Here is a 25,904-nt window from a genome sequence, read left to right on the forward strand (position 1 = left end):
CGGGCCCCCCTTGAAGGGACCCGGGCCTTCACCTACCGGTGGGCGTCCGTCACGCCGCCACCGGAACCTCCGGCGTCGCGCCGTTCGTGGCCGGCGACAGCGCCAGCTCCAGGACCTGGCGGACGTCCGTCACCGCGTGGACGTCGAGCTTGTCCAGGACCTCGGCCGGGACGTCGTCCAGGTCGGGCTCGTTGCGCTTCGGGATGATCACGGTGGTGACCCCGGCCTGGTGCGCGGCGAGCAGCTTCTGCTTCACGCCGCCGATCGGGAGGACCCGACCGGTCAGGGAGACCTCACCCGTCATCGCCACGTCCGTACGGACCAGTCGGCCGCTGAGCAGCGACGCCAGGGCGGTCGTCATCGTGACACCCGCGCTCGGGCCGTCCTTCGGCACCGAACCCGCCGGGAAGTGGATGTGCACGCCCCGGTCCTTCAGGTCGCCCACGGGCAGCTCCAGTTCGGCGCCGTGCGAGCGGAGGAAGGACAGGGCGATCTGCGCGCTCTCCTTCATCACGTCACCCAGCTGACCGGTCAGGGTCAGCCCCGCCGCGCCCGTCTCCGGGTCGGCCAGCGACGCCTCGACGTAGAGGACGTCACCGCCCGCGCCGGTGACCGCGAGGCCGGTGGCGACACCGGGCACCGCGGTGCGGCGCTCGGCCGGGTCCTGGGCGGACTCGGGCACGTGGTGCGGCCGTCCGATGAGGCCGCGCAGGTCGGCGTCGGTCACCGTGAACGGCAGCTTCCGCTCGCCCAGTTCGTGCTGCGCCGCGATCTTGCGGAGCAGCCGGGCGATCGAGCGCTCCAGGGTGCGGACGCCCGCCTCGCGGGTGTACTCACCGGCGAGCTTGCGCAGCGCGCCCTCGTCGATGACGACCTCGTCGTCCTTGAGGCCCGCCCGCTCCAGCTGGCGCGGGAGCAGGTGGTCACGGGCGATGACGACCTTCTCGTCCTCGGTGTAGCCGTCGAGCCGGACCAGCTCCATCCGGTCGAGCAGCGCCTCCGGGATGGCTTCGAGCACGTTGGCCGTCGCCAGGAACACCACATCGCTCAGGTCGAGTTCGACCTCCAGGTAGTGGTCGCGGAAGGTGTGGTTCTGCGCGGGGTCGAGCACTTCGAGCAGAGCCGCCGCCGGGTCGCCCCGGTAGTCGGACCCCACCTTGTCGATCTCGTCGAGCAGGACCACCGGGTTCATGGACCCGGCCTCTTTGATCGCGCGGACGACACGACCCGGGAGGGCGCCGACGTACGTACGCCGGTGACCGCGGATCTCGGCCTCGTCCCGGACACCGCCGAGGGCGACGCGGACGAACTTGCGGCCCATCGCGTGCGCGACGGACTCGCCGAGGGAGGTCTTGCCGACGCCGGGCGGACCGACGAGGGCGAGCACGGCACCGCCGCGCCGGCCGCCGACGACACCCAGGCCCCGCTCGGCGCGGCGCTTGCGCACGGCCAGGTACTCGGTGATGCGCTCCTTCACGTCCTCCAAGCCCGCGTGCTCGGCGTCGAGGATCGCCTTGGCGCCCTGGATGTCGTACTCGTCCTGGGTGCGCTCGTTCCACGGCAGTTCGAGGACGGTGTCCAGCCAGGTCCTGATCCACGAGCCCTCGGGCGACTGGTCGGAGGAGCGCTCCAGCTTCTCGACCTCCTTGAGCGCGGCCTCGCGGACCTTCTCGGGCAGGTCGGCGGCCTCGACGCGGGCACGGTAGTCGTCGGACTCCTCGCCGTCGCTCGTGTCGCCGTTCAGCTCACGGAGTTCCTTGCGGACGGCTTCGAGCTGGCGGCGGAGCAGGAACTCCCGCTGCTGCTTGTCGACGCCTTCCTGCACGTCCTTGGCGATGGTCTCGGCGACGTCCTGCTCGGCGAGGTGGTCGCGGAGGTGCTGGGTGGCGAGCTTGAGCCGGGCCACCGGGTCGGCGGTCTCCAGCAGCTCGATCTTCTGCTCGGTGGTCAGGAAGGGCGAGTAACCGGAATTGTCGGCAAGTGTGGACACGTCATCAATGGCCTGCACCCGGTCGACGACCTGCCAGGCCCCACGCTTGCGCAGCCACGCGGTGGCCAGCGCCTTGTACTCCTTCACCAGCTCGGAAACGGAGCCGGGCACGGGTTCGGGCAGGCTCTCGTCGAGCGCGGTGCCCTCGACCCAGAGCGCGGCACCAGGACCGGTGGTCCCGGCCCCGATCTTCACGCGGCTACGGCCGCGGATCAGCGCACCCGGGTCGCCGTCGGCCAGTCGGCCGACCTGCTCGATGGTGCCGAGCACGCCGGTGCCGGCGTATGTCCCGTCGATGCGTGGCACCAGCAGGACCTTGGGCTTTCCGGGCTCGGACCGCGCGGCGGCCTGGGCGGCCTCCACGGCGGCGCGTACATCGGTGTCGTTCAGGTCCAGCGGAACCACCATTCCGGGCAGCACGACCTCGTCGTCGAGCGGCAGCACGGGCAGGGTGAGCGGTGTGGACGTCGAAGCCATGATCTCCCCTTAGGCAGTCAAGTTGAGCTATGCCGACTCAATGCTCGGGCGTCCTCGATTGTTCCCCACCGGTTGTTCGCCGTGAGCGATCAGGCGACGCGCCCCGGACTCCGTGCTGGTCAACACGGAAAGGGGGCGGGGGCTTCCCGGGGAACGGAGTGCGCTGAGGGGACGGCCGGGGGCCCGGACGTGACGCCACCACGATCACGATCACGATCACGATCACGGGAGGCGCAGGGGCACCTTGGATGCCGGTCCCTTCGGCAACGGCACCGCGGCGGACCGGAGCGGCGCCCTCGACGACGCGACCGCGTCGCCGACACCTCAGGCGTACGTGCACCTCAGGCGTACGCGGTCACCGGATCAACCGCCCGGCGGGGGCGGCGACTTGGCAGCCCGGGACAAGGAAGAGGCTGAACGTGCCCGACTCGGCGGGTGGTCAGACCCGCGCGACCTCAACCCGCCCCGCCCCAGCCGTCCTTGCCGCCCGTGTCAGCTGTGCCGCCCGGGCCCAGCGGCGCATCAGCGGCCAGGTCGCGATGCCTATCGTCAGGGAGATCAGGTGGCCCCAGTCCGTCATGGGGTCGGTGAAGGCGAGGAGGTCCTGGATCAGGGTCCAGCCGAAGAGGGCGATCATCGGGAGGCCGAGCCAGGGCCGGAGGAGGCCGGCGAGGGCTCCTATGCTCGTGGCGACGCCGAAGCTGATGCCGTAGTCGAGGCGGTGCAGGGAGCTGGCGGGCAGGTGACCCGCCCACACCGCGATGCCCACGGTCCCCTCGGTCGCGAGGGTGGCGACGATGTGGCCGAAGAGGAACACCCCGGCGGTCCGCACCCCGCCGATCCGCCGTTCCAGCGCGGTCAGCACCAGCAGGAAGAGGAAGGCGTACGGCGACACCATCCCGCCCACGATCCACAGCGCGCTCGCGACCAGCACGAGGAACGGATCGCGGAGGAGGTGGGTGACGTCCGTGCTGGACGCCTGGTGCAACCGGCCCACGAGCGCGGGTCCCGCGTACTGCGCGACCAGGGAGGAGACGACGAGCAGCACGCCGTAGCAGAAGGTGAACGGCGTCCCGGTGGGCGTCGGCAGGAGTCGCCAGGGGCGGACGCCGCGCAGCGCGGTGAGGGCGGGGAAGATCCGTGACGCGTACTCGGCGGGGACGGCCGGGGTCGACGCGGAGGCCGACACCGCCACCGGGCCCGCGGCGAGCGCCGTCGCCACGGCCGGAGTCACGAAGCCCAACTCCCCTACGCCGTCCGGCACTTCCCGCTGTCTCGGCAGCCCGTCCAGCAACCCGGGGTCCAGGGGCGAGGCCGACCCGGATTCAGCGGCCAGGGGCCCGCCCGGAGGCGTGGCGGAGGCCTGGGTGTCGGCCGTCGCGATCCGTTCCACGGTGGGGCGCTCCTTCCGGTTCAACGCCCACCCTTCGTCGTCCCACCTGTCGCTGTCTATGACCGACGCCACGCGAGGGCCGATTCACAGCAACCTGAAAGCCTTCTGACGCGTCCCCCATCACCTTGCACACGGACGAGCCCGCCTCGGGTTAATTCGGCTGCCCAATCCGGTGAAACTGCCAGGATGGTTCGCATGACGACCGCGTACGACAGCGCTCCCGGGTCCGACTCCCCCGTCGTCCTGGACCGGCGCGAGGGCCCCTACGGCGAAGTGGTGCTGCGCCGGCACGGGGAGTTGCTCCAGATCATCGCCAACGGCTGCTTCCTGATGGACACTTCGGACGGCCGCTCGGAGCGGCTGCTGATCGATGCGGCCCGCGACGCCCTCGACTCCCGCCCCGCACCTCATGTACTGATCGGCGGCCTCGGCGTCGGATTCTCGCTCGCGCACGCCGCCGCCGACCCCCGCTGGGGCCGGATCACCGTCGTGGAGCGGGAGCCGGCGATCGTCGAATGGCACCGCTCAGGACCGCTGTCCGCGCTCTCCGCGTCCGCTCTCGCCGATCCGCGCACGGCAATTGTGGAAACGGATCTTGTCGCTTTCGTCAATGAGACTTGCGCCACTTTCGACGCGCTCTGCCTCGACATCGACAACGGACCCGACTGGACCGTCACCGAGGGCAACGACAGCCTCTACTCACCGGCCGGACTGGCAAGCTGCGCAAGGGTGTTGAGACCGGGCGGGGTCCTCGCCGTATGGTCGGCGCAGCCCTCTCCGGAATTTGAGCGAACCTTATGGAATGCCGGGTTCCAACAGGTGCGTACCGAAGAGATCCCCGTTGCCCGAGGAGTTCCCGACGTCGTGCACCTCGCCGTCCGACCTGGATAGCAAAGGCGCGGTGACTCCCCGTACTCTGCTTCCCTGACGCCGATCATTCAAGCGTCAAGCGCAGTCATGGGATCACCCCACTGGTTCCGGAAAGCACACTTCAGGGGCGGGCGATGGAGCAGACACACACCTCCCACAACGGCACGGCCACGGCCACGCCGGGCGCGCAGCGCCGGGTGCTCGTGGTCGAGGACGACCCGACGATCGTCGACGCCATCGCGGCCCGTCTGCGCGCCGAGGGATTCCTCGTGCAGACCGCGGGCGACGGGCCCTCGGCCGTCGACACCGCCGAGGCCTGGCAGCCCGATCTGCTGATCCTCGACATCATGCTGCCCGGCTTCGACGGACTGGAGGTCTGCCGCCGTGTGCAGGCCGCCCGTCCGGTGCCGGTGCTGATGCTCACCGCGCGCGACGACGAGACCGACATGCTGGTCGGGCTCGGGGTCGGCGCCGACGACTACATGACCAAGCCGTTCTCGATGCGGGAACTGGCCGCGCGGGTGCATGTCCTGCTGCGCCGCGTGGAGCGTGCCGTGGTGGCCGCCTCCACCCCGCGCTCGGGCATCCTGCGCCTCGGCGAGCTGGAGATCGACCACGCGCAGCGCCGGGTGAGGGTGCGCAGCGAGGACGTGCATCTCACGCCCACCGAGTTCGACCTGCTGGTCTGCCTGGCGAACACCCCGCGCGCCGTGCTCTCGCGCGAGCAGCTGCTCGCCGAGGTGTGGGACTGGGCGGACGCCTCCGGCACCCGCACGGTCGACAGCCACATCAAGGCGCTGCGCCGGAAGATCGGTGCCGAGCGCATCCGCACGGTGCACGGCGTGGGCTACGCACTGGAGACACCGACGCCATGAGCGAAGGGCCGACGTCACGGAGGAGCCCCGGGGAGCCCTGGGGCGGCGTACGCCCGTTCTCGATCAAGACCAAGCTGGGCGCTCTGGTCGTCATCTCGGTGCTCATCACCACCGGTCTGATGATGATCGCCATGCGCACGGCGACGGAGCTGCGCTTCATCACGGTCTTCTCGATGATCGCCACACTGCTGATAACGCAGTTCGTGGCCCATTCCCTCACCGCGCCGCTGGACGAGATGAACACGGTGGCCCGGTCCATCTCGCGCGGTGACTACACCCGCCGGGTGCGGGAGAACCGCCGCGACGAACTGGGCGACCTGGCCGGGACGATCAACGTCATGGCCGACGAGCTGGAGGCGCAGGAGCGCCAGCGCAAGGAGCTCGTCGCGAACGTCTCGCACGAGCTGCGCACCCCCATCGCGGGCCTGCGCGCCGTCCTGGAGAACGTCGTCGACGGCGTCTCGGCCGCCGATCCGGAGACCATGCGGACGGCACTGAAGCAGACGGAGCGGCTCGGGCGGCTGGTGGAGACGCTGCTCGACCTCTCCCGGCTGGACAACGGCGTCGTACCGCTGAAGACCCGCCGGTTCGAGGTGTGGCCGTATCTCTCGGGCGTGCTCAAGGAGGCCAACATGGTCGCCTCGGCGCGTGCGGGCATCGCGTCGGGCTCGGGGAGTCACACGCGCACGGACGTCCATCTGCACCTGGACGTGTCCCCGCCGGAGCTGACGGCGCTCGCGGACCCGGAGCGGATTCACCAGGTCGTCGCCAACCTGATCGACAACGCGGTCAAGCACAGCCCCGCGCACGGCCGGGTGACGGTCAAGGCGCGGCGCGGTTCGCTGCCGGAGTCGCTGGAGCTGGAGGTCCTGGACGAGGGGCCCGGCATCCCGAAGGCGGAGTGGGCGCACATCTTCGAGCGGTTCAACCGGGGAGCGGTGAGCGCGCCCCACGGACCCGGCAGCGACGGCGGTACGGGCCTCGGCCTGGCGATCGCCCGCTGGGCGGTGGATCTGCACGGCGGCCGGATCGGTGTGGCCGAATCCGACCGTGGCTGCCGGATCATCGTCACCCTCCCGGGACTGTCATCCGTGCCAAGTTGACGTAAAGTTCGAACCGGAGCCCCAAGATCCACGACGGTCCGCGCTGACGGACACGTGTGATCAGGCACAGGCCCGCGCCATCGGCGCGTCCGGCCGGCGTCGCCACGCCCCTTCCGTAGCGGAACCACGCTTGTTTCCCGCCATTTCAGCGCTCGAAACACACTTTCCGATGTGACTTACGCGACGATGGACCAACCCGACCTGACCTTGGCCGTCATGGGGGCGTAGCCTTAATTCCCGCTGTCCATCACCTTGTGAAGCGGAAGAGGGCGGTTGCCGCCGTGTCGTCACAGTCCCCCAGTAACTCGACCATCTCGACCGAGTCCGACCAACCCGCGGGAAAGAATCCCGCGGCGGCGTTCGGGCCCAACGAGTGGCTCGTCGACGAGATCTATCAGCAGTACCTCCAGGATCCGAACTCGGTTGACCGAGCCTGGTGGGACTTCTTCGCCGACTACAAGCCGGGCGCGGCTGCCGCCCCGACCTCGACTTCGGCGGGTACTGCGGCCGCGGGGGCCGTAGGAACCACCCCGGCCCCGGCGGCACCCGCCGCCCAGGCTCCGGCCGCTCCTGCCGCGCCCGCCGCTCCGGCGGTCCCCGCGCCGGCGCCCGCAGCCGCGGCTCCTGCGCCTGCCCCGGTCAAGGCCCCCGCTCCGGCGCCCGCCGCCAAGCCGGCCGCCGCCGCTCCCGCCGCCGCGAAGCCGAAGGCGGAGCCCGCGGCCGAGGCCACCGGTGGCCCGGAGTTCATCACGCTGCGCGGCCCGGCCGCCGCGGTCGCGAAGAACATGAACGCCTCGATCGAGGTCCCCACCGCCACGTCGGTGCGCGCGGTCCCGGTCAAGCTGCTCTTCGACAACCGCATCGTCATCAACAACCACCTGAAGCGCGCCCGGGGCGGGAAGATCTCCTTCACCCACCTCATCGGCTACGCGATGGTGCAGGCCATCAAGGCCATGCCGTCGATGAACTACTCCTTCCAGGAGAAGGACGGCAAGCCCACCCTGGTCAAGCCGGAGCACGTCAACTTCGGTCTCGCCATCGACCTGGTGAAGCCGAACGGCGACCGCCAGCTCGTCGTCGCCGGCATCAAGAAGGCCGAGACGCTGAACTTCTTCGAGTTCTGGCAGGCCTACGAGGACATCGTCCGCCGCGCCCGCGACGGCAAGCTGACGATGGACGACTTCACCGGTGTCACGGTCTCCCTGACCAACCCCGGCGGCCTCGGCACCGTCCACTCGGTCCCCCGCCTGATGCCCGGACAGTCGGTCATCATGGGCGTCGGCTCGATGGACTACCCGGCGGAGTTCCAGGGCACCTCCCAGGACACCCTGAACAAGCTCGGCATCTCGAAGGTCATGACGCTCACGTCGACCTACGACCACCGGGTCATCCAGGGCGCCGCCTCCGGCGAGTTCCTGCGGATCGTCGCCAACCTCCTGCTCGGCGAGAGCGGCTTCTACGACGAGATCTTCGAGGCGCTGCGCATCCCGTACGAGCCGGTCCGCTGGCTCAAGGACATCGACGCGTCGCACGACAACGACGTGACGAAGGCCGCCCGCGTGTTCGAGCTGATCCACTCCTACCGGGTCCGCGGCCACGTCATGGCCGACACCGACCCGCTGGAGTACCGCCAGCGCAAGCACCCCGACCTGGACATCACCGAGCACGGCCTCACCCTGTGGGACCTGGAGCGGGAGTTCGCGGTCGGCGGCTTCGCCGGCAAGTCGCTGATGAAGCTGCGCGACATCCTCGGCGTGCTGCGCGACTCGTACTGCCGCACCACCGGCATCGAGTTCATGCACATCCAGGACCCGAAGCAGCGCAAGTGGATCCAGGACCGCATCGAGCGCTCGCACTCCAAGCCGGAGCGCGAGGAGCAGCTGCGCATCCTGCGCCGGCTGAACGCGGCGGAGGCCTTCGAGACCTTCCTCCAGACGAAGTACGTCGGCCAGAAGCGCTTCTCCCTCGAAGGCGGCGAGTCGGTCATCCCGCTGCTCGACGCGGTCATCGACAGCGCGGCCGAGTCGCGCCTCGACGAGGTCGTCATCGGCATGGCCCACCGCGGCCGCCTGAACGTGCTCGCGAACATCGTCGGCAAGTCGTACGCCCAGATCTTCCGCGAGTTCGAGGGCAACCTCGACCCGAAGTCGATGCACGGCTCCGGCGACGTGAAGTACCACCTGGGCGCCCAGGGCACCTTCACCGGCCTGGACGGCGAGCAGATCAAGGTCACCCTCGCGGCGAACCCGTCCCACCTGGAGACGGTCGACCCGATCATCGAGGGCATCGTCCGCGCCCGCCAGGACATCATCAACAAGGGCGGCACGGACTTCACGGTCCTGCCCCTCGCCCTGCACGGTGACGCGGCCTTCGCGGGCCAGGGCGTCGTGGCCGAGACGCTCAACATGTCCCAGCTGCGCGGCTACCGCACCGGCGGCACGATCCACATCGTCATCAACAACCAGGTCGGCTTCACCGCCGCCCCGGAGTCCTCGCGCTCCTCCATGTACGCGACGGACGTGGCGAGGATGATCGAGGCCCCGATCTTCCACGTGAACGGCGACGACCCGGAGGCCGTGGTCCGCGTCGCGCGCCTGGCCTTCGAGTTCCGTCAGGCGTTCAACAAGGACGTGGTGATCGACCTCATCTGCTACCGCCGCCGCGGTCACAACGAGTCGGACAACCCGGCCTTCACCCAGCCCCTGATGTACGACCTGATCGACAAGAAGCGCTCGGTGCGCAAGCTCTACACCGAGTCCCTCATCGGTCGCGGCGACATCACCCTGGAAGAGGCCGAGCAGGCCCTCCAGGACTACCAGGGCCAGCTGGAGAAGGTCTTCACGGAGGTCCGCGAGGCGACGTCCCAGCCGGGTGCGGCGCCCATGTCGGACCCGCAGGCCGAGTTCCCGGTCGCGGTCAACACGGCGATCTCCTCCGAGGTCGTCAAGCGCATCGCCGAGTCCCAGGTCAACATCCCGGACAACTTCCACGTCCACCCGCGTCTGCTGCCCCAGTTGCAGCGCCGGGCGACGATGGTCGAGGACGGGACGATCGACTGGGGCATGGGCGAGACGCTCGCGATCGGTTCGCTCCTCCTGGAGGGCACCCCGGTGCGCCTCTCCGGCCAGGACTCCCGCCGCGGCACGTTCGGCCAGCGCCACGCGGTCCTCATCGACCGGCAGACGGGCGAGGACTACACCCCGCTCCAGTACCTCTCCGAGGACCAGGCCCGCTACAACGTCTACGACTCGCTCCTCTCCGAGTACGCGGTCATGGGCTTCGAGTACGGCTACTCGCTGGCCCGCCCCGACGCGCTCGTGATGTGGGAGGCGCAGTTCGGCGACTTCGTCAACGGCGCCCAGTCCGTGGTCGACGAGTACATCTCGGCGGCGGAGCAGAAGTGGGGCCAGACGTCCGGCGTCACCCTGCTCCTCCCGCACGGCTACGAGGGCCAGGGCCCGGACCACTCCTCGGCCCGCGTCGAGCGCTTCCTCCAGCTCTGCGCGCAGAACAACATGACGGTCGCGATGCCGACCCTGCCGTCGAACTACTTCCACCTCCTGCGGTGGCAGGTGCACAACCCGCACCACAAGCCGCTGGTGGTCTTCACCCCGAAGTCGATGCTGCGCCTCAAGGCCGCCGCGTCGAAGACGGAGGAGTTCACGACGGGCCAGTTCCGCCCGGTCATCGGCGACGCGACGGTCGACCCGGCCGCCGTCAAGAAGGTCGTCTTCGTGGCGGGCAAGCTGTACTACGACCTGGAGGCCGAGCGCACGAAGCGCGGCACCACGGACGTGGCGATCATCCGCGTCGAGCGGCTGTACCCGCTGCCGGGTGCGGAGCTCCAGGCGGAGGTCAACAAGTACCCGAACGTCGAGAAGTACCTGTGGGCCCAGGAGGAGCCGGCGAACCAGGGTGCCTGGCCGTTCATCGCCCTCAACCTGATCGACCACCTCGACCTCGCGGTCGGCGCGGACGTTCCTCACGGCGAGCGGCTGCGGCGGATCTCGCGTCCGCACTCGTCGTCCCCGGCGGTGGGTTCGGCGAAGCGGCACCAGGCTGAGCAGGAGCAACTGGTGCGCGAGGTGTTCGAGGCGTAGGTCTCGGCCTGTTCTACGGTGGGCCCGGCTCCGAGTTCTTTCGACTCGGGGGCGGGCCCATCGGCGTGTCGGGGGGCGGATCGCAGAACACGGCGAGGTGGCGGGCCCATGCGGCTTCGGGCGCACGCCGGGTGGCGCCGCGGGCCCTCAGGTAGCAGACCTGGGCGACGAGTTCACGGGCGGTACGGCTCTGCCGCAGCAGGGCCTCGGCTCGCTCGTAGAAGTCGGCGCAGTCGGTGTGGGTCGCCGCCCGGCTCCAGAGCATGAGGGGGAAGCCCAGGCTCTTGGCCTGGAAGAGGGCGGCGGTCGGTGTGGGCTGGTCGGCGTGCCGGCACAGGAGCGGTACCGCGTTGAGGGCAGTCCGCGACCAGTCGACGGCGCCGGCCCCATGCAGCCGAAGACCCTGAAGCGGGCCGCTGTTCACCACGGCCCAACGCTGCCGCCACGCTTGAAGCGGACGACTCCGGTCGTCATGGGCGCGCACGAAGACGTTCCGCTCCCGTCCAAGGACGTGCTCCCGCGGTAGACGCCAGTTCTCCACGGGGAGATCCCAGAGCAGCTCACCCCCCAGCAAGAACTGGACGGAGGCCGTGATGCCGGGCGACTCCGCGAGCGGCAGCGCGTTCCGGAGATGGTGACAGAGCCGCTCCTCGAGTTCCCCTGCCGGAAGGCCCGCCCCGTGCTCCACCAGGATCACTTCACCGCTGGTCTCCGCCAACTCGATGCGCCAGTCGTAACCGTCGAGGACGGTGGGCTGGATCGTCACGCGCAGAGCGGGTCCGATCCGGGCGAAATCCGAATCCACGCGGTTGAAGGCGGCGCCGACGTCGGGGCTGCCGGTGGCCGTGACACTTTCGGTCCAGTCACGCAGCGCGGCGAGCGCGGGAACCTGGCCCGGACCGCTCCGGGTGGCCTGGTGGGCCCAGACGCGTGCGGCGTACAGGAGCAGGCGGCCGTCGGTGGCGAGGTGGTTCAGGAGTCCGGCGCCGTCGCGCCAGTGACGTGGGGGAACATCCGTCCCGGGCGATGGCCCGAGCAGTTCCCGCACCGTCTTGGGCTCGATGGGCGGCTCCAACTCCGCGAGGAATCCGTAGAGTTCGGTCCGCAGGTCCGGCGGGAGAGACAGCGCCTGGGGGTCGGTCAGCCCCAGCTGGACCCCGGTCCACGTCATGTGGCGCCCCCGTGCGGCGAACCGCTCGGCGTGGTGCCGGTCATGCGCCCGTACGAGCCCGTGCCACAACTCGGCGCCCGTCAAGTCCTGTTCGCACAGTGCCCGCAACGCCTCGATGCGGACGGCCTCGCCCTTGCCGCTGCCGTCTGCCCGCCGGGACTTGGTGACACCGATGACGGAGCCGTCGTGTTCGCTCACGAGGGGACCGCCGGCGCTTCCGAGGGGGATCAGCGCGCCGGTCAGCAGGACGGTGTTCTGGCCGAGCTGTCCGGAGACCGTGGCCGTCGTGGCGGACACCCGAGGCGTCTCCAGGGGGCCGTCGGCGCCGTAGAGCGTCGCCGCCGCCTCGTGGGCGACCGGACGGTCGGTGAGCCACAGGCAGTCGACCCCGTCCACGTCGGGCACGTGCAGCAACGCCAACTCGCCCACGGTGCGGACCTGTTCGACCTGGTGGCGACGGCCGTCCATCGTGGTGATGCCGACACCCGACCGATCGTCACTGCCCTCGACCACGTGAGCTGCGGTGACCACCCAGCTGGGTGCCAGGAAGAAACCGCTGGCCGCTACGACACCCCGTGCGGGGGCCGGGGCGTGGACGCGGACCAGGGCGCGGCGGACGAGTTCGTCCCGCTCGGTCGCCGGTCCGGCCGGGCCTTCCTCGGTGGCGGACACCAGCAGGGAGTCGACCACCTCTCCCCAGGCGCCGTCCTTGGTGGTGATCAGCGTGTGGCCGCCGCTGATCAGCAGGTCGTTGGCGTCCTGAAGGTCGTCCCAGCCGTCGTAGACGATCAGCCAGCGGAGGTTTGCCTCGCGCAGGTGCCGGAACGTCTCATGGATTCGTCCGACCGTGTGGAGGCGGTCGATGTGGGAGTCGAGGTCGGAGCCGAACCGCCGGACATCGCCGATTCGCGTGGCACGGTCTTCGCACCTGACCCACCACACGAAGTCGTACTCGTCGCCGAACCGGCGCACGTATTCCGCGGCGAGCGCTGTCTTGCCCGACGACGGCGGCCCGATCAGGGCGCAGGCAGCCGAATCGCTCGGAGAGTCGGCCAGCTTTCCGCGCAGTCGACCAAGCAGATCCTCGCGCAGGACATAACCCGGTGAGACCGCAGGGACCCCGCCCCGCACCAGGTGCGAGAGTCCTGGAAACTCCGTGTCCGAAGCGTTCGCGCCCTGATGCTCGATGCCGAGGCAGTCCAGCAACCGCCATCTGGCCAGGCCCTCACTCACCCGGAACAGGGAAAGCTCCGGTTCCAGGTCGATGGCCCAGGCGATTGGCGGCCGGACGCTACTGACATCGACAGCGACCACCCGCGCCTCGGAGCGCGCCACGACGTCTTCCAGGGCGGTCTCGTACGGTTCGTAGCTGTCGCCGAGAAGCACAAGCACCCGGTGCGGCTGGGCGTCCGGCGTCGTAAGCGCCTCCTCCAACTGGTCGTCCGTCTGCCACACCTTCAGTTCCACGCGGTGCCCTGTGTCCCCCAACACCGAGGCCAGCCACCTCGCCCAGGGTTCGTCCACCAGCGTGTACACCACCGAGTAGGACTCCCGCCGCGCCTCGGCGACCGCCCGCACAGGCGCCTCGAACCGCCCCAACACCACCCGGGACACCTCGGCGAACGCCTCAGGAACGCCCTCCTCCCCCGTAGGCAGCGCACCCCCGTCCCCGGTCAGCCGAGCCAACGCCAGTGCCGGGAAGTTCCGCGCCCCACGCCCGAAGTGCCGCTCCACATAGGCCCCGCAGTGCTTGAGCACGAGCAGCGCGTCCCCGCGGGGCAGCAGCCGCAGCAACTCCTCCCGCACCCCGGGCACGAACTCGTACCACCCCTCCGCCTCCCCGCGCCTGAGCAGCCCGCTGAGCAGCACCTCGGCAAGTACGGTCGGCCCGCTCCGGGGCTGTACGGCCCGCTGGACGAGCTGCATCACCGGCAGGCTCAGCGGTACGGCCGAGAAGGCGACCGCGAGGGACACGGCCTGGCGGGAGGCCGAGCCGCGGAAGGCGGTGACGAGCGGGCCGGGGTCGGCGGGCGGGCGTTCACGCCGGGGTGGGGCGGCGGGGTGGGCTGCGTGGACCCAGGCGGCCGCCGCGGACAGGGAGAGACCGGTGCCGCCGGAGAGCAAGCGGGCCCACGTGCCCAGCGCGGCCCGGGTAGGCCCGAGCACCGGCACCGGCAGCGCGCCGGACGGCACGTGTCCCTCGGCCGGCCTGAACTCCAGCCTGGCGCCCAGTCCTTCGCGGCGGCGCAGGGTGCCCGGGAGGGCGGGAAGGTGTGTACGCCGCCACAACCGCTGCGGCAGGGGCTGGACCAGGGCCACGGGCGCGGCTTGCGCCCAGTGGTGCAGCAGCCGTTGCAGCTGACCCGAGCGCCACAGGGGGCCCGCGCAGTCGCTGAGGACGAGGGTGAGTTGGCGTCCGGTGGGGTCGCGCAGCTGCTCAGCGGCGCGCAGACCGCGTCCCGGCTCCCGTGACGTGCCGATCGCCAACTGGCCGTCGGTGCCCTGGTGGACGTAGTGCACCTGCACCTCGCGGAAGGCGCCGAGGCCCGCGCAGATCTGGCGGAGTTCCTCAAGGGTGCTGTCCCAGACGGAGGTTGAGGTCGACGCGTCCATGAGCAGCCGCATCCGGGCCTCGCCGCGCACGCCGGGACGCAGGACCGGGGTGAACAGGCCGGTCTCTGCGGCCCGTTCGGCGGTGGCCTGTTCGTCGAGGCGGTGGGCGGTGGTGCGGACGGGCGGGTGGTAGCGCTGGAGCGGGCGCAAGGCGCGCTGGAGGGCGAGGGAGTTCGGGAGGGCGGTCGCGAGGGGGATGCGGACGGGGAGGAAATCCGGTTCGGGGGCGGGTTGTTCTGCACCCTCGCGGGGTGCGGGGCGTGGGTGGTCGGCGTAGAGGTGGGTGCGGTCGTCGGATGAGGCGGGGGCGGGGGTCGGAGTCGTGAGGTCGGGGCGGGGGGTCTGCTCGTGTGGGGTGGGGAGGTGGGTGGGACCGTCCAGCGCGTCCGGCACGAAATCCGCTTCCGGCGGCGCTACTTCCGCAGGCGACACATGTGCCGCGAGCCACAGCGCCTCCGCGAGTTCACGTGCGCCGGGCTCGACGCCCAGCCGGGCGCGCAACCGCTCGGTGAGTGCACCGAGCGGGGCTTCGGAGGCGGGAGGCGTCGGGGGTGCGGTCATCAGCGCGTCCCGTGCTCGCCCTGGTCGAGCGGTCGCATCAGCAGCTCGGCGAGCCGCTGACGGTCGGGTTCGCTGTCGCGTACGGCTTCCTGGGTGAGGTAGATGGCGTTGAGGAGTTGGTCGGCGGCGCGCAGGGAGCCGGGGCTGGACTCCAGGAACGCGCGGATCAGCTCCTCGTTGCCCGACGTGTCCGTGTCGCCGAAGTGGGCGCGGACCATGGCGTCGAGGCGGGCGGTGCCCCACTCGTCGTTGCGGGGCGAGGGCAGGTCGAGGTGGAGGCAGCGGCGCAACAGCGGCGCGGGGAAGTCGCGTTCACCGTTGCTGGTCATCACGACGACCGGGAAGGCCCGGCAGCGCACCTTGCCCTTCTCGACGGGGGCGCGGTCACCGTCGTCGGTCAGGACCTCGGCCTCGGACTGCCGGCGGGCGATCCGCTGCAACTCGGCGATGCCGAACTCGCCTTCCTCCAGGGCGTTCAGGAGGTCGTTGGGCAGATCGATGTCGCTCTTGTCGAGTTCGTCGACGAGGAGGACCCGGGGCTTGGCGCGGGGCAGCAGGGCGGTACCGAGCGGGCCCAGGCGCAGGTATTCGCCGATGTCCTCCGTGTAGGGCTGGCCCAGTTCCTTCGCCATCTGCATGTCCTGGAGGCGGGCGATCGCGTCGTACGTGTAGAGGCCGTCGCGCAAGGTCGTGCGGCTGACGATGGGCCAGTGCAGGACGCGGCCGAGGCCGAGTTCGTGCGCGAGGGCGTGGGCGAGCGTCGACTTGCCGGAGCCCGGGTCACCGGTGACCAGCAGCGGGCGCCTCAAGTAGAGGGCCGCGTTGATGAGTTCGAGTTCCTGTGGGCGCCAGGTGAGGCCGCGCGCGCCCCGGGTGCCGAGGCGGCGCGTCGACTCGGTGCCGAGCGGCGGAAGCGTGTCGACGACCGGACCGCCGTCGAAGTCGCGCCACGGCGGGGGCGGGGGCAGCCGCCCGACGCCGTCGTGCGGCTCACCGGTACCGCGGAAGACGAACCAGTCGGGGGTGGTCACGGAAGTCTCCTTCGGAGGGGAGCGGTTGGATGGGCGGCGGTGTGGCGGCGGGTCACGGGGAGTCCAGCGGGTCGTCGCAGAGCGGGAGGGGGCGGCTCGGGTCGTCGTAGAGCAGCGCGACCTGTGCTGTCCAGGCCGCGTCCTCGCCACCCTCCTCGCCGGCCTGTTCCCGCAGGGTGCGCAGCAGCTCGGGGAGGGCTTCCACGCCGTCGACCGAACCGAGCAACTGGGCCGTACGGCCGTACAGTTCACCGCATTCCACGCCGCACGCGCGCGCGTGCTCGCCCCGGAGGCTCCACACGGCGACGCCGTACCCGGCGTCAACCGCGTCGGTGAGCGAGCCGGGGTTCTGCTGCGGCGGGCGGCACAGGACCGGCACCGCGTCGTGGGCCGCCGCCTCCAGCGCCTCCTTCGCGTACTCGGGCGAGTGCACGGGCAACGCCTTGAGAGCTTTTCCGGCGACCCCGTCCCAGCGCTCCCGCCACAGCGGGGCGGGCTCGCCGCGCCGGTTCAGGGAGCGCAGCACGACCTGGCGCTGGGCGCCCATGGACGGCTCGGCGGTGCGCGGCCACTGGTGTGCGTCCAGTCCGAAGTGCTCGACGGGCAGGGCGAGTTCGAGGCGCGCGCGGCTGTGTTCCGCGTCCAGTTTCCCGAACGCCCGCCGCAACGGCTGGTGCAGCACCCCTTGCAGATCGGCGAGCGGAGCACCCTCGTCCTCGGTGTCCTCGTCGAGCATCCGCGCGGTGTCCGGCCCGTCGGACCAGGACCAGACCCGCCAGTGGAAACGGTCTCCCGGCCCGTATGGATCGGGCTCCAACTCAACTGCTACGACGGGTTGTTCGGTGGTGGGGATGAGGGGCTGCCCGTCGACCGGGAGGGCGGGGCCGTCCGCGTGCCGGTCGTGACCGTCGGCGCGTCCTCCGGCGTCACCGACAGCCAACTCCCCTTCGCCGCGCGCTCGTTCGCGCAGCAGGGCGGCGAGGTAGTCGGGGAGCTGCTCGATGCGCGCCTTCACCCAGCGTTCCAGTTCGGCGACGGCGTCCGGTGCCCGCCGTCGGCAGGACTGGGCCACGGCGAGCAGATAGTGCAGGGCCACGGTCTCGGCGCCGTCCGGCTGGTCGTGCGCCCAGCCCTGTCCGTCGCGCCAGTCGACCGGGGCCAACTCGTCCTCCCAGAGCGGTTCGTAGCCGAGGACGCGACTGATCATCCGCTGCAGTTCGGCCGACGAGACGGGCCGGGGCAGTTCGGCGAGCAGCGCGGACGCCTCGGCGCTGTCCCGTGCTCCCCAGCCGCCCGCGCGCGGTTCGTCCTGCAACCGGACCCAGTTCGGGCCGACTGTCGCACGGTGGTGCCACCGGTCGTGGGCGCGGATGAGCGCGGCGTACGGGTCGGGGCCGAGGCTGTCCTCGCCGTCCAGGGCGCGCGCCTCGCGGAAGCCGCGCAGTGCCGTCGCGGCGACGGCCAGGCCGCCGTCCTTGCCGGCGCGGCGGGCCTTGACGACGCCCGCGACGACTCCGTGGTCACGGTCCAGGAGGGGCCCGCCGGAGGCACCGTGCGGGATCTCCATCAGGGGCGCGAGGGTGTAGCCGTAGGAGCCGTCCCTGCCGTTGCATTCGCTGTGGCCGTTCCAGCGCTGGGGCGCACCGCCGGACGGGGTGCGCCAGCCGAAGGCGGTGACCTGGTGCGGCGGGTCGTAGCGGTCGGTCAGCCGCACGCACGCGTGGCCGTGCGCCGCGTCATCCTCAAGTCGTACGAGAGCGAGGTCCTGTTCGGGGTCGGTGCCGCCGCCGAGCCAGTACGCGAGCCGGGCCTGGGTGTCGAGTTGATGGCCTTGTACGCGGAGCGTGCCGACGTTCTCGGCGCCCTTCGTCAGGGGCAGGACGTGCGCGCAGGTCAGCACCCAGCCGGGCGCGACGAGGAAACCGCTCCCCCAGAGGGTGCCGGGCGCCGCGTCAGGACCGATCCGTACGGTCGCCCGGATCGCCAGCTGTTCCAGCCGGCCGGTCATGTGGCCGCGGCGTTCCGGCCGTCCTGGAGAGCCGTGCCGGAGGCGTCCCCCGCGCTCTGGGTGCTGTCCCCGCGCCAGGTGAGCGTGATCGACAGGGCGGCCTTGGCCTCACCGTCGGCGAGCAGCGCCACGGCCCTGCCCGGTTTCATCGCGAGTTCGACCCCGAAGGTGGCGCTGACCTCGTCGGGCCGCACGGCACGCGCCGCAGCCAGTACGGCACCGCCGACACCGCTGACCAGTTCGTTGAGCTGGTCGATCCGCGCGGCCATGTGATCGAGGGCGCCGACGTCCTCGTACGCGAACTCGTCGGCCCCGCCGGGCACTTCCTCGGCCGAGAGCACACTGACCCGCGCCAGCACCCGCTCTCCCCCGGGCAGCTCGATCTCCTGGATCTTCCGTTCCACCACGCCCCCGTACGACGATCTCGTGCGCCTGTGGTCATTGTGCCCAGGCACGCGCGCGTGAGGTGCGGGATCGGAACCTTTGCCCCCCGCATAACCTGGAGGGGTCAGACCCACGCCCCCAGGAGAATCCCCCGTGTACTTCACCGACCGAGGCATCGAAGAGCTCGAAAAGCGGCGCGGCGAGGAGGAGGTCACCTTCGAGTGGCTCGCCGAGCAGCTGCGCACCTTCGTCGACCTGAACCCGGACTTCGAGGTCCCGGTGGAACGCCTGGCGACCTGGCTGGCCCGGCTGGACGACGAGGACGACGACGAGTAGTCGCCACGGCGCTGCCGCCCGCCCGCGTCAGTCGCGCGGGCGGGCGAGGTCGTAGGCGAGGCCGAGCGCCCCATGGACCAGAAGCAGCGCCCCCGCGACGGACCAGCCTCCGCTACGGCGTCGTAGGCCCCAGGCCGTCAGCGGGAGGCCCGCCGCGATCTGGGTCAGGGCGACGGCGCGCGCCCTGGGGGTGCCGGACCAGGGCATCCAGGGGCCGAGGCGGCTGCTGTCGACGGCGTCGAGTTCCGCGCGGACCGCTTCCCGCCAGCCCGCCCACTCGACCTGCCGGGCGTCGGGCCGGTCAAGGGCGGTCTCCCGGAGGCGGTCGGCGGGCTCGCCCGGGGAAAGCCCGGCGGGGAGGGCCACTCCCGCGCGCGTAAGGACCGCGAGGAGGCCCCGGAGGCGGGCGCGGGAGTCGGCCTCCGGGTCCGGTTTCGTCAGCTGGTCCAGGGACTGCACGTCCAGGACGGGGTCCAGGCCGAGGCGGGCGGCGAAGGTGCGCATCGCCTCGTCCTCGCCGGCCGGGGTGCCGTCGGTGAGCCAGATGTAGCCGACCGGGCGGCGGAAGCCCGAGGCCAGGGTGTAGCCCGCGCGGTCTGCGTCCCACCACAGGGCGAGGACGGGCCAGGGGGCGCCGACGGCGAGCGCGGTGGCCCAGCCGGTGAGCACGCGGTCGACCGGTTCCCCGCCGTGCAGCCAGGGCTTGCCCTCGGGGACGAGCACGCTCCAGTCGTCGCCCGCACGGGTCAGCAGCATGCGTTCGCGGAGCGGATGGGCCGCCTGCGCGACGGATTCGGGGTCGGCGCGGCAGAGCAGCAGCGCGCCCGGCGCGGCACCGGCCTGCGGCCTGGCCTGGGAATTCTCCGTCGACATGCTCACACGCTAGGTCAATTCGTCCACTGTTGCCGCCTATTGATCTTTGGGTGACCAATCACCGACCGCCCGCCGATCACCGGAACGGGTGTCTTGACTTTCGACATCCACGATATATCGTGTTTCTCAGGAGACGCGATATGGCGCGTCACCTTCTGTCCGGTTCGGCCGAGGAGGTCTGCATCATGTCCGAGTGGTCCGTCGCAGAGCCCAAGAAGCTCACGTTCGACGAGCCCGTGAGCGATCTCCACGTGCGCATCGTCAACGGAACGGTGAACGTCGTGGGGACCGACGAGGGTTCCGCCCGTCTCGAAATCTCCGAGATCGACGGGCCGCCCCTCATCGTGACCCAGTCGGACGGCACGCTGACGGTGGCGTACGAGGACCTGCCCTGGAAGGGCTTCCTCAAGTGGCTCGACCGCAAGGGCTGGCGGCGCAGCGCGGTGGTCTCCCTGGCCGTGCCCGCGAGCACCCGGGTCGAGGTCGGGGTGGTCGGCGCGGCTGCCGTGGTCTCCGGGATCAGCGGGCCCTCGGTGGTGCGCGGGGTCACCGGCGACACGACCCTCGTCAGCCTCTCCGGCCCGGTCCGCGCCGACACGGTCTCCGGAAACCTGGAGGCCCAGGCGGTCACCGGCGACCTCCGCTTCAACTCCGTATCCGGCGACCTCACCGTCGTCGAGGGCTCGGGGTCCTCCGTGCGCGCCGAGTCCGTGAGCGGCTCGATGATCGTGGACCTCGACCCGGACGGCCCGACCGACGTCCGGCTCACGAACGTCTCGGGCGAGATCGCCATCCGCCTGCCGCACCCGGCGGACGCGGACGTCGAGGCCAACACGGCGAGCGGTTCGATCTCCAACGCCTTCGAAGGGCTGCGGGTGCACGGCCAGTGGGGCGCCCACAAGATCACCGGCCGCCTGGGCGCGGGCACCGGAAAGCTCCGCGCCACGACGGTCTCCGGCTCGATCGCCCTGCTGCGGCGACCGGCGACGGAGGACGAGGGTGACGGAGCATGGGGCAGGGCTGGGGACGGTGACGTGAGGGCCGCCGCCACGGCGACGCCGGCCGACAGGACGCCGCGTCCCGACATGACCAAGGCGCCGGACACGTCGGAGGACCCGCCCGGCGCACCCGCACCGGCACCCGCGCCGACACCGGCTCCGGATGCCGCGGACGACACCGCACACGCCCCTGTGGACGGGGTTCAGGGCGACTCGGGGGACAATTCCGTTTCCGGCTCGGGCGGTGCTTCCGGCACCGACACGGCCGACGGCACGACCGACAAGAAGGTGCTCTGACATGCCTCCCGTCTTCGCCCACGGCCGCCTCCGCCTGTACCTGCTGAAGCTGCTGGACGAGGCCCCCCGCCACGGCTACGAGGTCATCCGCCTCCTGGAGGAGCGTTTCCAGGGGCTGTACGCACCGTCGGCGGGCACGGTCTACCCGCGCCTGGCCAAGCTGGAGGCCGAGGGCCTGGTCACCCACACCACCGAGGGCGGCCGCAAGGTGTACTCCATCACGGACGCAGGCCGCGCCGAACTGGCCGACCGCAGCGGCGAGTTGGCCGACCTGGAGCTGGAGATCCGCGAGTCGGTCGCCGAACTGGCCGCCGAGATCCGGGCCGACGTCCGGGGAGCGGCGGGCGACCTGCGCCGCGAGATGCGCGCGGCGGCCTCCGAGGCCCGACAGGGTGCCAGGACCGGGCGCGGCCGGACGGGCGAACACGACTCACCCGCCGGTGACTTCACGGACTTCGGTGACAAGGAGTCGTGGCGCGCCGCCAAGGAGGAGATGCGCCGCGCCAAGCAGGAGTGGAAGGAACAGGCGCGCCGCGCCAAGGACGAGAGCCGCCGGGCCCGCGAGGAGGCCCAGCAGGCCCGCCGTCAGGCCAAGGAGGCGCAGACGCGGGCGTGGGCACAGGCCCAGGAGGAGATGCAGCGCATCGGCCGCCAGGTCCAGGAGCACGCCCAGGACCACTTCGCCCGGGGCGACTGGCCCACGGGGGTCCGCGAGAGTCTGAGCGAACTGGCCAAGGAGTTCGGCGACTTCGGCAAGGAGTTCGGCAAGGACTTCGGGTTCGGGCGACCGGGGGCAGGCGCGGGGACAGGTGCGGGGGCAGGCGCCGGCAAGTCGGGTTCGGCTCCGGGGACACCGTCGGCCGGGCCGACACCCGAGTACGGCCAGACCCCGGAGGACTTCCCCGCCGAGTACGAACCGGCGTGGGCCCACGAGGACTCCACCGGCGACCCGGCCCGCGACCTGGACCGGCTCCTGGACCGCTTCCGGGACGACATCCGCGACGCGGCCCGCGACCGGGGTGTCACGGAGGACCAACTCCGGGACACGCGACGTCACTTGTCCGCGGCGGCGGCGCACATCGGGGCGGTGCTGCGGGGCCGTGAGCGGAAGAGCTGAGCAGGGGGTGGATCGAGAGGGGGGCATCGCGAGCGGGGTGGGTGACGGGTGTGCTCGGGAGCCAGGCCCGGGCACACCGACTCGTCGCGCTCTCCCCCACCCTTCCCTCACCCTGCGGCCCGCTCCTCCCCTCCCCCGTACAGAACCCGTGTCGCCGTCTCATGGGTCACCCCGTGATCGGCGAGCACCTCACCCGGCACTCCGGGGAGGATGGTCAGGGCGAGGAGGAGGTGTTCGTCGCCGATATGGCGGTCGTGGTGGGCCACGGCGATGCGCAGGGACTTCTCCAGGACGTTCTTGGCGCCGCGGCTGAAGGTGCGGCGGCCCGACCACGGCTCCTTGTCCTTGCGATCACCGGACATCGCCCCGACGCCGTGCACCTCCTCGACCCGGGCGACGATCTCCGAGACGTCGATACCGAGCCCCGCGAGAGCGTCGGCCTCGGCCTGCGAGAGCCCGGCGCGTCGGCGGGCGTCGACGAGAGCCTGCCGTACGGACTCCTTGCGTTCCTCGGGAGCGAGGCCGAGGGCGGTCAGGGCGAAGGAGGCCCGGCTGCCCTGGCGGTCGAGGAGTGCCAGGAGCAGATGGTCGGGGTCGACGGAGCGGGCCCCTGACCGCTCACGGTGCTCCACCGCGCCCTGCACCACGGCGCGGGCGTCCTTCGTGAACCGTTCGAACATCACTGCCTCCCGTACTTCTTGTGCACGGCCTGCCTGCTGACACCGAGTTCCGCGGCGATCTCCTGCCACGACCAGCCCTGGTTGCGCGCACTGCGCACCTGCACCGCCTCCAACTGCTCCACCAGCCTGCGCAGCGCGGAGACGGCACGGAGGCCGATCCGTGGATCACGGTCACCCGCGCGCTCGGCGAGATCCGTTGCTTCGGTCATGATGTCAACCTACGTTGACACGCCTCGCATGTCAACCAAAGTTGACGACAGGTGTCGGTACACGCCAACGGCCGGCCCGGAGAACCGGACCGGCCGCGCGAGGCCACGCACAGAGAGAAGTCACGTGCGGGGAGAAGTCACGTACAGGAGAAGACACGTGCAGGAGAAGTCAGGTACGGAGAAGGAATCGCGAGGGGGGCTCTAGCCGTTCGTGAGCACGATCTTGCCGAACTGCCCACCGGCGTCGAGCCGTTCGAAGCCCTCGCGGGCCCGGTCCATCGGAAGCACCTCGTCGATGACGGGACGGACACCGGTCGTGGCGCAGAAGGCGAGCAGGTCCTCCAGCTCGTCCTTGGTGCCCATGGTCGACCCGACGACCTTGAGTTCGAGGAAGAAAATACGGGTCAGCTCGGCATGCGAGGGCCGGTCACCACTCGTGGCCCCGGAGATGACGATCGTCCCCCCGGGCTTGAGGGACTTGACCGAGTGGGACCAGGTGGCCGCGCCGACGGTCTCGATGACGGCATCCACGCGCTGCGGCAGCCGCGCCCCCGGCTCCACCACCTCCACGGCGCCCAGCTCCAGCGCCCGCTTCCGCTTGGCCTCGTCCCGGCTGGTCGCGAAGACGCGCAGTCCCGCCGCCTTGGCAAGGACGATCGCGGCGGTGGCGACACCCCCGCCGGCACCCTGCACGAGGACCGAATCCCCGGGCCGTACACCGGAGTTGGTGAAGAGCATGCGGTACGCGGTCAGCCAGGCGGTGGGCAGACAGGCGGCTTCGGCGAAGGACAGTTCCTTGGGCTTCGGCAGGATGTTCCAGGTCGGCACGGCGACCTGCTCGGCGAAGGCGCCCTGGTAGTGCTCGGTGAGCATGGAACGCCGTTCCTTGGGGCCGACGCCGTGCCCGGTCTGGCCGATGACGGAGTGCAGGACGACCTCGTTGCCGTCCTCATCGATCCCGGCGGCGTCGCAGCCGAGGATCATCGGCAGCTTGTCCTCCGCGAGGCCCACGCCGCGCAGGGACCACAGGTCATGGTGGTTGAGGGAAGCGGCCCTGACGTCGACGACACTCCAGCCCGGCCGGGCCTCGGGGGCGGGACGCTCCCCCAACTCAAGGCCGGAAAGCGGGTGGTCGCGGTCGATTCGGGCGGCGTAGACAGCGAACATGACCTTGACGATAGGCTCCGCCGGTTGGCCAGGGAACTACCGCACGGTGTGACAGATGCCCTCTTGCCATCGGTTGTGGGGAGTTCGAGCCGACAACCCGCAGCCGCCGACCGACCCCGCGTCCCACGGGCAACATCCACCCCTCAACGCCCCGCACGGGCGGGCGGGTGGGAAAGGTTTTGGCCCGCAGACGCCGACACACCCGAACCACACACGGCAAACGCCCACCCCCCAACGCCCCGCACGGGCGGGCGGGTGGGAAAAAGGGCCCCGCCCAAACGGACGGGACCCTCCAACCTACCGGCGAGCAACCCCTTCCGCCCGCGCCGCAGCAGCCACCGCCGCCGTCACCGCAGGCGCCACCCGCTCGTCGAACGGCGACGGAATCACGTAGTCGGCGGCAAGGTCATCCCCGACCACCCCGGCCAACGCCTCGGCCGCCGCGATCTTCATCCCCTCCGTGATCCGGGACGCCCGCACCTGCAACGCCCCCGCGAAGATCCCCGGGAACGCCAGCACGTTGTTGATCTGGTTCGGGAAATCGGACCGCCCGGTGGCGACAACCGCCGCGTACTTGTGCGCCACATCCGGGTGCACCTCGGGATGGGGATTGGCCATCGCGAAGACGAACGCCCCCTCGGCCATGGAGGCCACGGCAGGCTCCGGCACCGTACCGCCGGAAACCCCGATGAAGACGTCGGCACCTTCCAGCGCCGCCTCCAACGACCCCGAGATCCCCGCCTTGTTGGTGAGTTCGGCGAGTTCGCGCTTGACGGGCGTGAGGTCGTCCCGGTCCCGCGAGACGATTCCCTTGCGGTCGGCGACGGCGACGTCACCGAGCCCCGCCTCCAGCAGGAACTTGGCGATGGCCACGCCGGCCGCGCCCGCACCGGAGATGACGGCCCGAAGGTCGCCCAGCCCCCGCCCGGTCAGCCGCGCGGCGTTCCGCAGGGCCGCCAGCGTCACGATCGCCGTACCGTGCTGGTCGTCGTGGAAGACCGGAATGTCCAGCCGCTCCTGGAGCCGACGCTCGATCTCGAAGCAGCGCGGCGCCGAGATGTCCTCCAGGTTGACGCCTCCGAAGGAGGGGGCGAGCCGCACGACGGTCTCGATGATCTCGTCGACGCCGGTGCAGTCCAGCGCGATCGGCACCGCGTCCACGCCGCCGAACTGCTTGAACAGGATGGCCTTGCCCTCCATGACCGGGAGGGAGGCCTCGGGACCGATGTCACCGAGTCCGAGCACGGCCGTACCGTCCGTCACGACGGCGACCACGGACGACTTCCAGGTGTAGTCGTGGACGAGTTCCGGCTGCTCCGCGATCGCGGTGCACACGCGCGCGACGCCGGGTGTGTACGCGAGGGACAGGTCGTCCTTGTCGCGGATCGGCACGGTGGCCTGCACGGCCATCTTGCCGCCGCGGTGCAGCGCGAACGCCGGATCGAAGGAATCGAGGGGCTCGGCCCCGCCGTCCTGATCCGTACTGCTGTCGCTGCGAGGATTGACGATCTCCGCTGCCACTTTGTCTTACCCCTTAAGTCTTCATTGATTTGAGGGTGGCCACTCCCTGGTGAGGGGTGGGCGGGCACCGCGCAGGGCTCAGGAATTGATGCGTACGAGCACCTGCGCGACGGGCGCGCCGCACACGCGC

Annotated in this window: 18 protein-coding genes; 7 read left to right on the forward strand and 11 right to left on the reverse strand. The window is 71.0% G+C overall.

From position 1 onward, the window contains the following. Window positions 1–49: 49 nt before the first annotated feature. Window positions 50–2,467 (reverse strand): endopeptidase La, encoded by a 2,418-nt coding sequence (gene lon / locus ACIRB1_RS27965; protein ID WP_352180646.1) that lies wholly within the window; start codon window positions 2,465–2,467, stop codon window positions 50–52. A gap of 439 nt (window positions 2,468–2,906) precedes the next feature. Continuing rightward, the gene (locus ACIRB1_RS27970) at window positions 2,907–3,860 is read right to left on the reverse strand and encodes a rhomboid-like protein (RefSeq protein WP_403467417.1); all 954 of its coding nucleotides are present in this window, start codon (window positions 3,858–3,860) and stop codon (window positions 2,907–2,909) included. A gap of 195 nt (window positions 3,861–4,055) precedes the next feature. On the opposite strand from ACIRB1_RS27970, the gene ACIRB1_RS27975 reads away from it, so the two are divergent. The 4 genes from ACIRB1_RS27975 to ACIRB1_RS27990 all read left to right on the forward strand — a co-directional run bounded on the left by ACIRB1_RS27975 (window position 4,056) and on the right by ACIRB1_RS27990 (window position 10,808). After that, window positions 4,056–4,751 (forward strand): spermidine synthase, encoded by a 696-nt coding sequence (locus tag ACIRB1_RS27975; RefSeq protein ID WP_352180648.1) that lies wholly within the window; start codon window positions 4,056–4,058, stop codon window positions 4,749–4,751. Window positions 4,752–4,864: 113 nt separating this feature from the next. Continuing rightward, window positions 4,865–5,605 carry a response regulator transcription factor gene (locus ACIRB1_RS27980; protein WP_033282112.1) on the forward strand — a complete coding sequence of 247 codons (741 nt, stop codon included), beginning with the start codon at window positions 4,865–4,867 and terminating at the stop codon, window positions 5,603–5,605. Further along, window positions 5,602–6,708 (forward strand): cell wall metabolism sensor histidine kinase WalK, encoded by a 1,107-nt coding sequence (locus ACIRB1_RS27985; protein ID WP_352180649.1) that lies wholly within the window; start codon window positions 5,602–5,604, stop codon window positions 6,706–6,708. The genes ACIRB1_RS27980 and ACIRB1_RS27985 overlap by 4 nt, the downstream gene beginning before the upstream one ends. A gap of 281 nt (window positions 6,709–6,989) precedes the next feature. Continuing rightward, window positions 6,990–10,808 carry a multifunctional oxoglutarate decarboxylase/oxoglutarate dehydrogenase thiamine pyrophosphate-binding subunit/dihydrolipoyllysine-residue succinyltransferase subunit gene (locus tag ACIRB1_RS27990; protein WP_403467418.1) on the forward strand — a complete coding sequence of 1,273 codons (3,819 nt, stop codon included), beginning with the start codon at window positions 6,990–6,992 and terminating at the stop codon, window positions 10,806–10,808. 13 nt (window positions 10,809–10,821) lie between these two features. Here the strand turns inward: ACIRB1_RS27990 and ACIRB1_RS27995 are convergent, their stop codons facing one another. Genes ACIRB1_RS27995 through ACIRB1_RS28010 form a run of 4 tightly spaced genes read right to left on the reverse strand, consistent with a single transcriptional unit; the run spans window position 10,822 to window position 18,596 of the window. Beyond that, a complete protein-coding gene (locus tag ACIRB1_RS27995) occupies window positions 10,822–15,153 on the reverse strand; it encodes an SAV_2336 N-terminal domain-related protein (RefSeq protein WP_403467419.1) in 4,332 nt (1,443 codons plus the stop codon). Further along, window positions 15,153–16,184, reverse strand: coding sequence for an AAA family ATPase (locus tag ACIRB1_RS28000; protein WP_403467420.1), 1,032 nt, complete (start codon window positions 16,182–16,184; stop codon window positions 15,153–15,155). Before ACIRB1_RS28000 ends, ACIRB1_RS27995 begins: the two co-directional genes overlap by 1 nt. Window positions 16,185–16,236: 52 nt before the next feature. Continuing rightward, on the reverse strand, window positions 16,237–18,192 hold the full coding sequence (locus ACIRB1_RS28005) for a trypsin-like peptidase domain-containing protein (protein ID WP_403467421.1): 1,956 nt from the start codon (window positions 18,190–18,192) through the stop codon (window positions 16,237–16,239). Beyond that, on the reverse strand, window positions 18,189–18,596 hold the full coding sequence (locus ACIRB1_RS28010) for a CU044_2847 family protein (protein ID WP_403467422.1): 408 nt from the start codon (window positions 18,594–18,596) through the stop codon (window positions 18,189–18,191). Before ACIRB1_RS28010 ends, ACIRB1_RS28005 begins: the two co-directional genes overlap by 4 nt. Window positions 18,597–18,729: 133 nt before the next feature. Here ACIRB1_RS28010 and ACIRB1_RS28015 point away from each other — a divergent pair, with 133 nt between their 5' ends. After that, on the forward strand, window positions 18,730–18,912 hold the full coding sequence (locus ACIRB1_RS28015) for a DUF6104 family protein (RefSeq protein ID WP_019075209.1): 183 nt from the start codon (window positions 18,730–18,732) through the stop codon (window positions 18,910–18,912). Window positions 18,913–18,939: 27 nt separating this feature from the next. On the opposite strand, the gene ACIRB1_RS28020 is transcribed toward ACIRB1_RS28015, so the two are convergent. Next, a complete protein-coding gene (locus tag ACIRB1_RS28020) occupies window positions 18,940–19,785 on the reverse strand; it encodes a hypothetical protein (RefSeq protein WP_403467423.1) in 846 nt (281 codons plus the stop codon). A 185-nt stretch (window positions 19,786–19,970) separates the two neighbouring features. Here ACIRB1_RS28020 and ACIRB1_RS28025 point away from each other — a divergent pair, with 185 nt between their 5' ends. Further along, entirely contained in the window at window positions 19,971–21,080 is a 1,110-nt protein-coding gene (locus tag ACIRB1_RS28025; protein WP_403467586.1) for a DUF4097 family beta strand repeat-containing protein, read from the forward strand. 1 nt (window position 21,081) lies between these two features. Then, window positions 21,082–22,197, forward strand: coding sequence for a helix-turn-helix transcriptional regulator (locus tag ACIRB1_RS28030; RefSeq protein ID WP_403467424.1), 1,116 nt, complete (start codon window positions 21,082–21,084; stop codon window positions 22,195–22,197). Between the two features lie 107 nt (window positions 22,198–22,304). On the opposite strand, the gene ACIRB1_RS28035 is transcribed toward ACIRB1_RS28030, so the two are convergent. From ACIRB1_RS28035 to ACIRB1_RS28050, 4 genes are all read right to left on the reverse strand, one after another. Next, complete coding sequence (locus tag ACIRB1_RS28035) at window positions 22,305–22,877, reverse strand: Clp protease N-terminal domain-containing protein (protein WP_352180654.1); 573 nt, start codon at window positions 22,875–22,877, stop codon at window positions 22,305–22,307. Further along, complete coding sequence (locus ACIRB1_RS28040) at window positions 22,877–23,086, reverse strand: helix-turn-helix domain-containing protein (protein ID WP_033282107.1); 210 nt, start codon at window positions 23,084–23,086, stop codon at window positions 22,877–22,879. The genes ACIRB1_RS28035 and ACIRB1_RS28040 overlap by 1 nt, the downstream gene beginning before the upstream one ends. 201 nt (window positions 23,087–23,287) lie before the next feature. Next, a complete protein-coding gene (locus ACIRB1_RS28045) occupies window positions 23,288–24,253 on the reverse strand; it encodes a zinc-binding dehydrogenase (protein WP_352180655.1) in 966 nt (321 codons plus the stop codon). A 297-nt stretch (window positions 24,254–24,550) separates the two neighbouring features. Next, a complete protein-coding gene (locus tag ACIRB1_RS28050; RefSeq protein WP_352180656.1) occupies window positions 24,551–25,774 on the reverse strand; it encodes an NADP-dependent malic enzyme in 1,224 nt (407 codons plus the stop codon). Window positions 25,775–25,904: the final 130 nt, after the last annotated feature.

The organism is Streptomyces sp. NPDC096013 (genome assembly GCF_044763565.1).
In the GTDB taxonomy this organism is placed as follows: Bacteria; Actinomycetota; Actinomycetes; order Streptomycetales; family Streptomycetaceae; genus Streptomyces.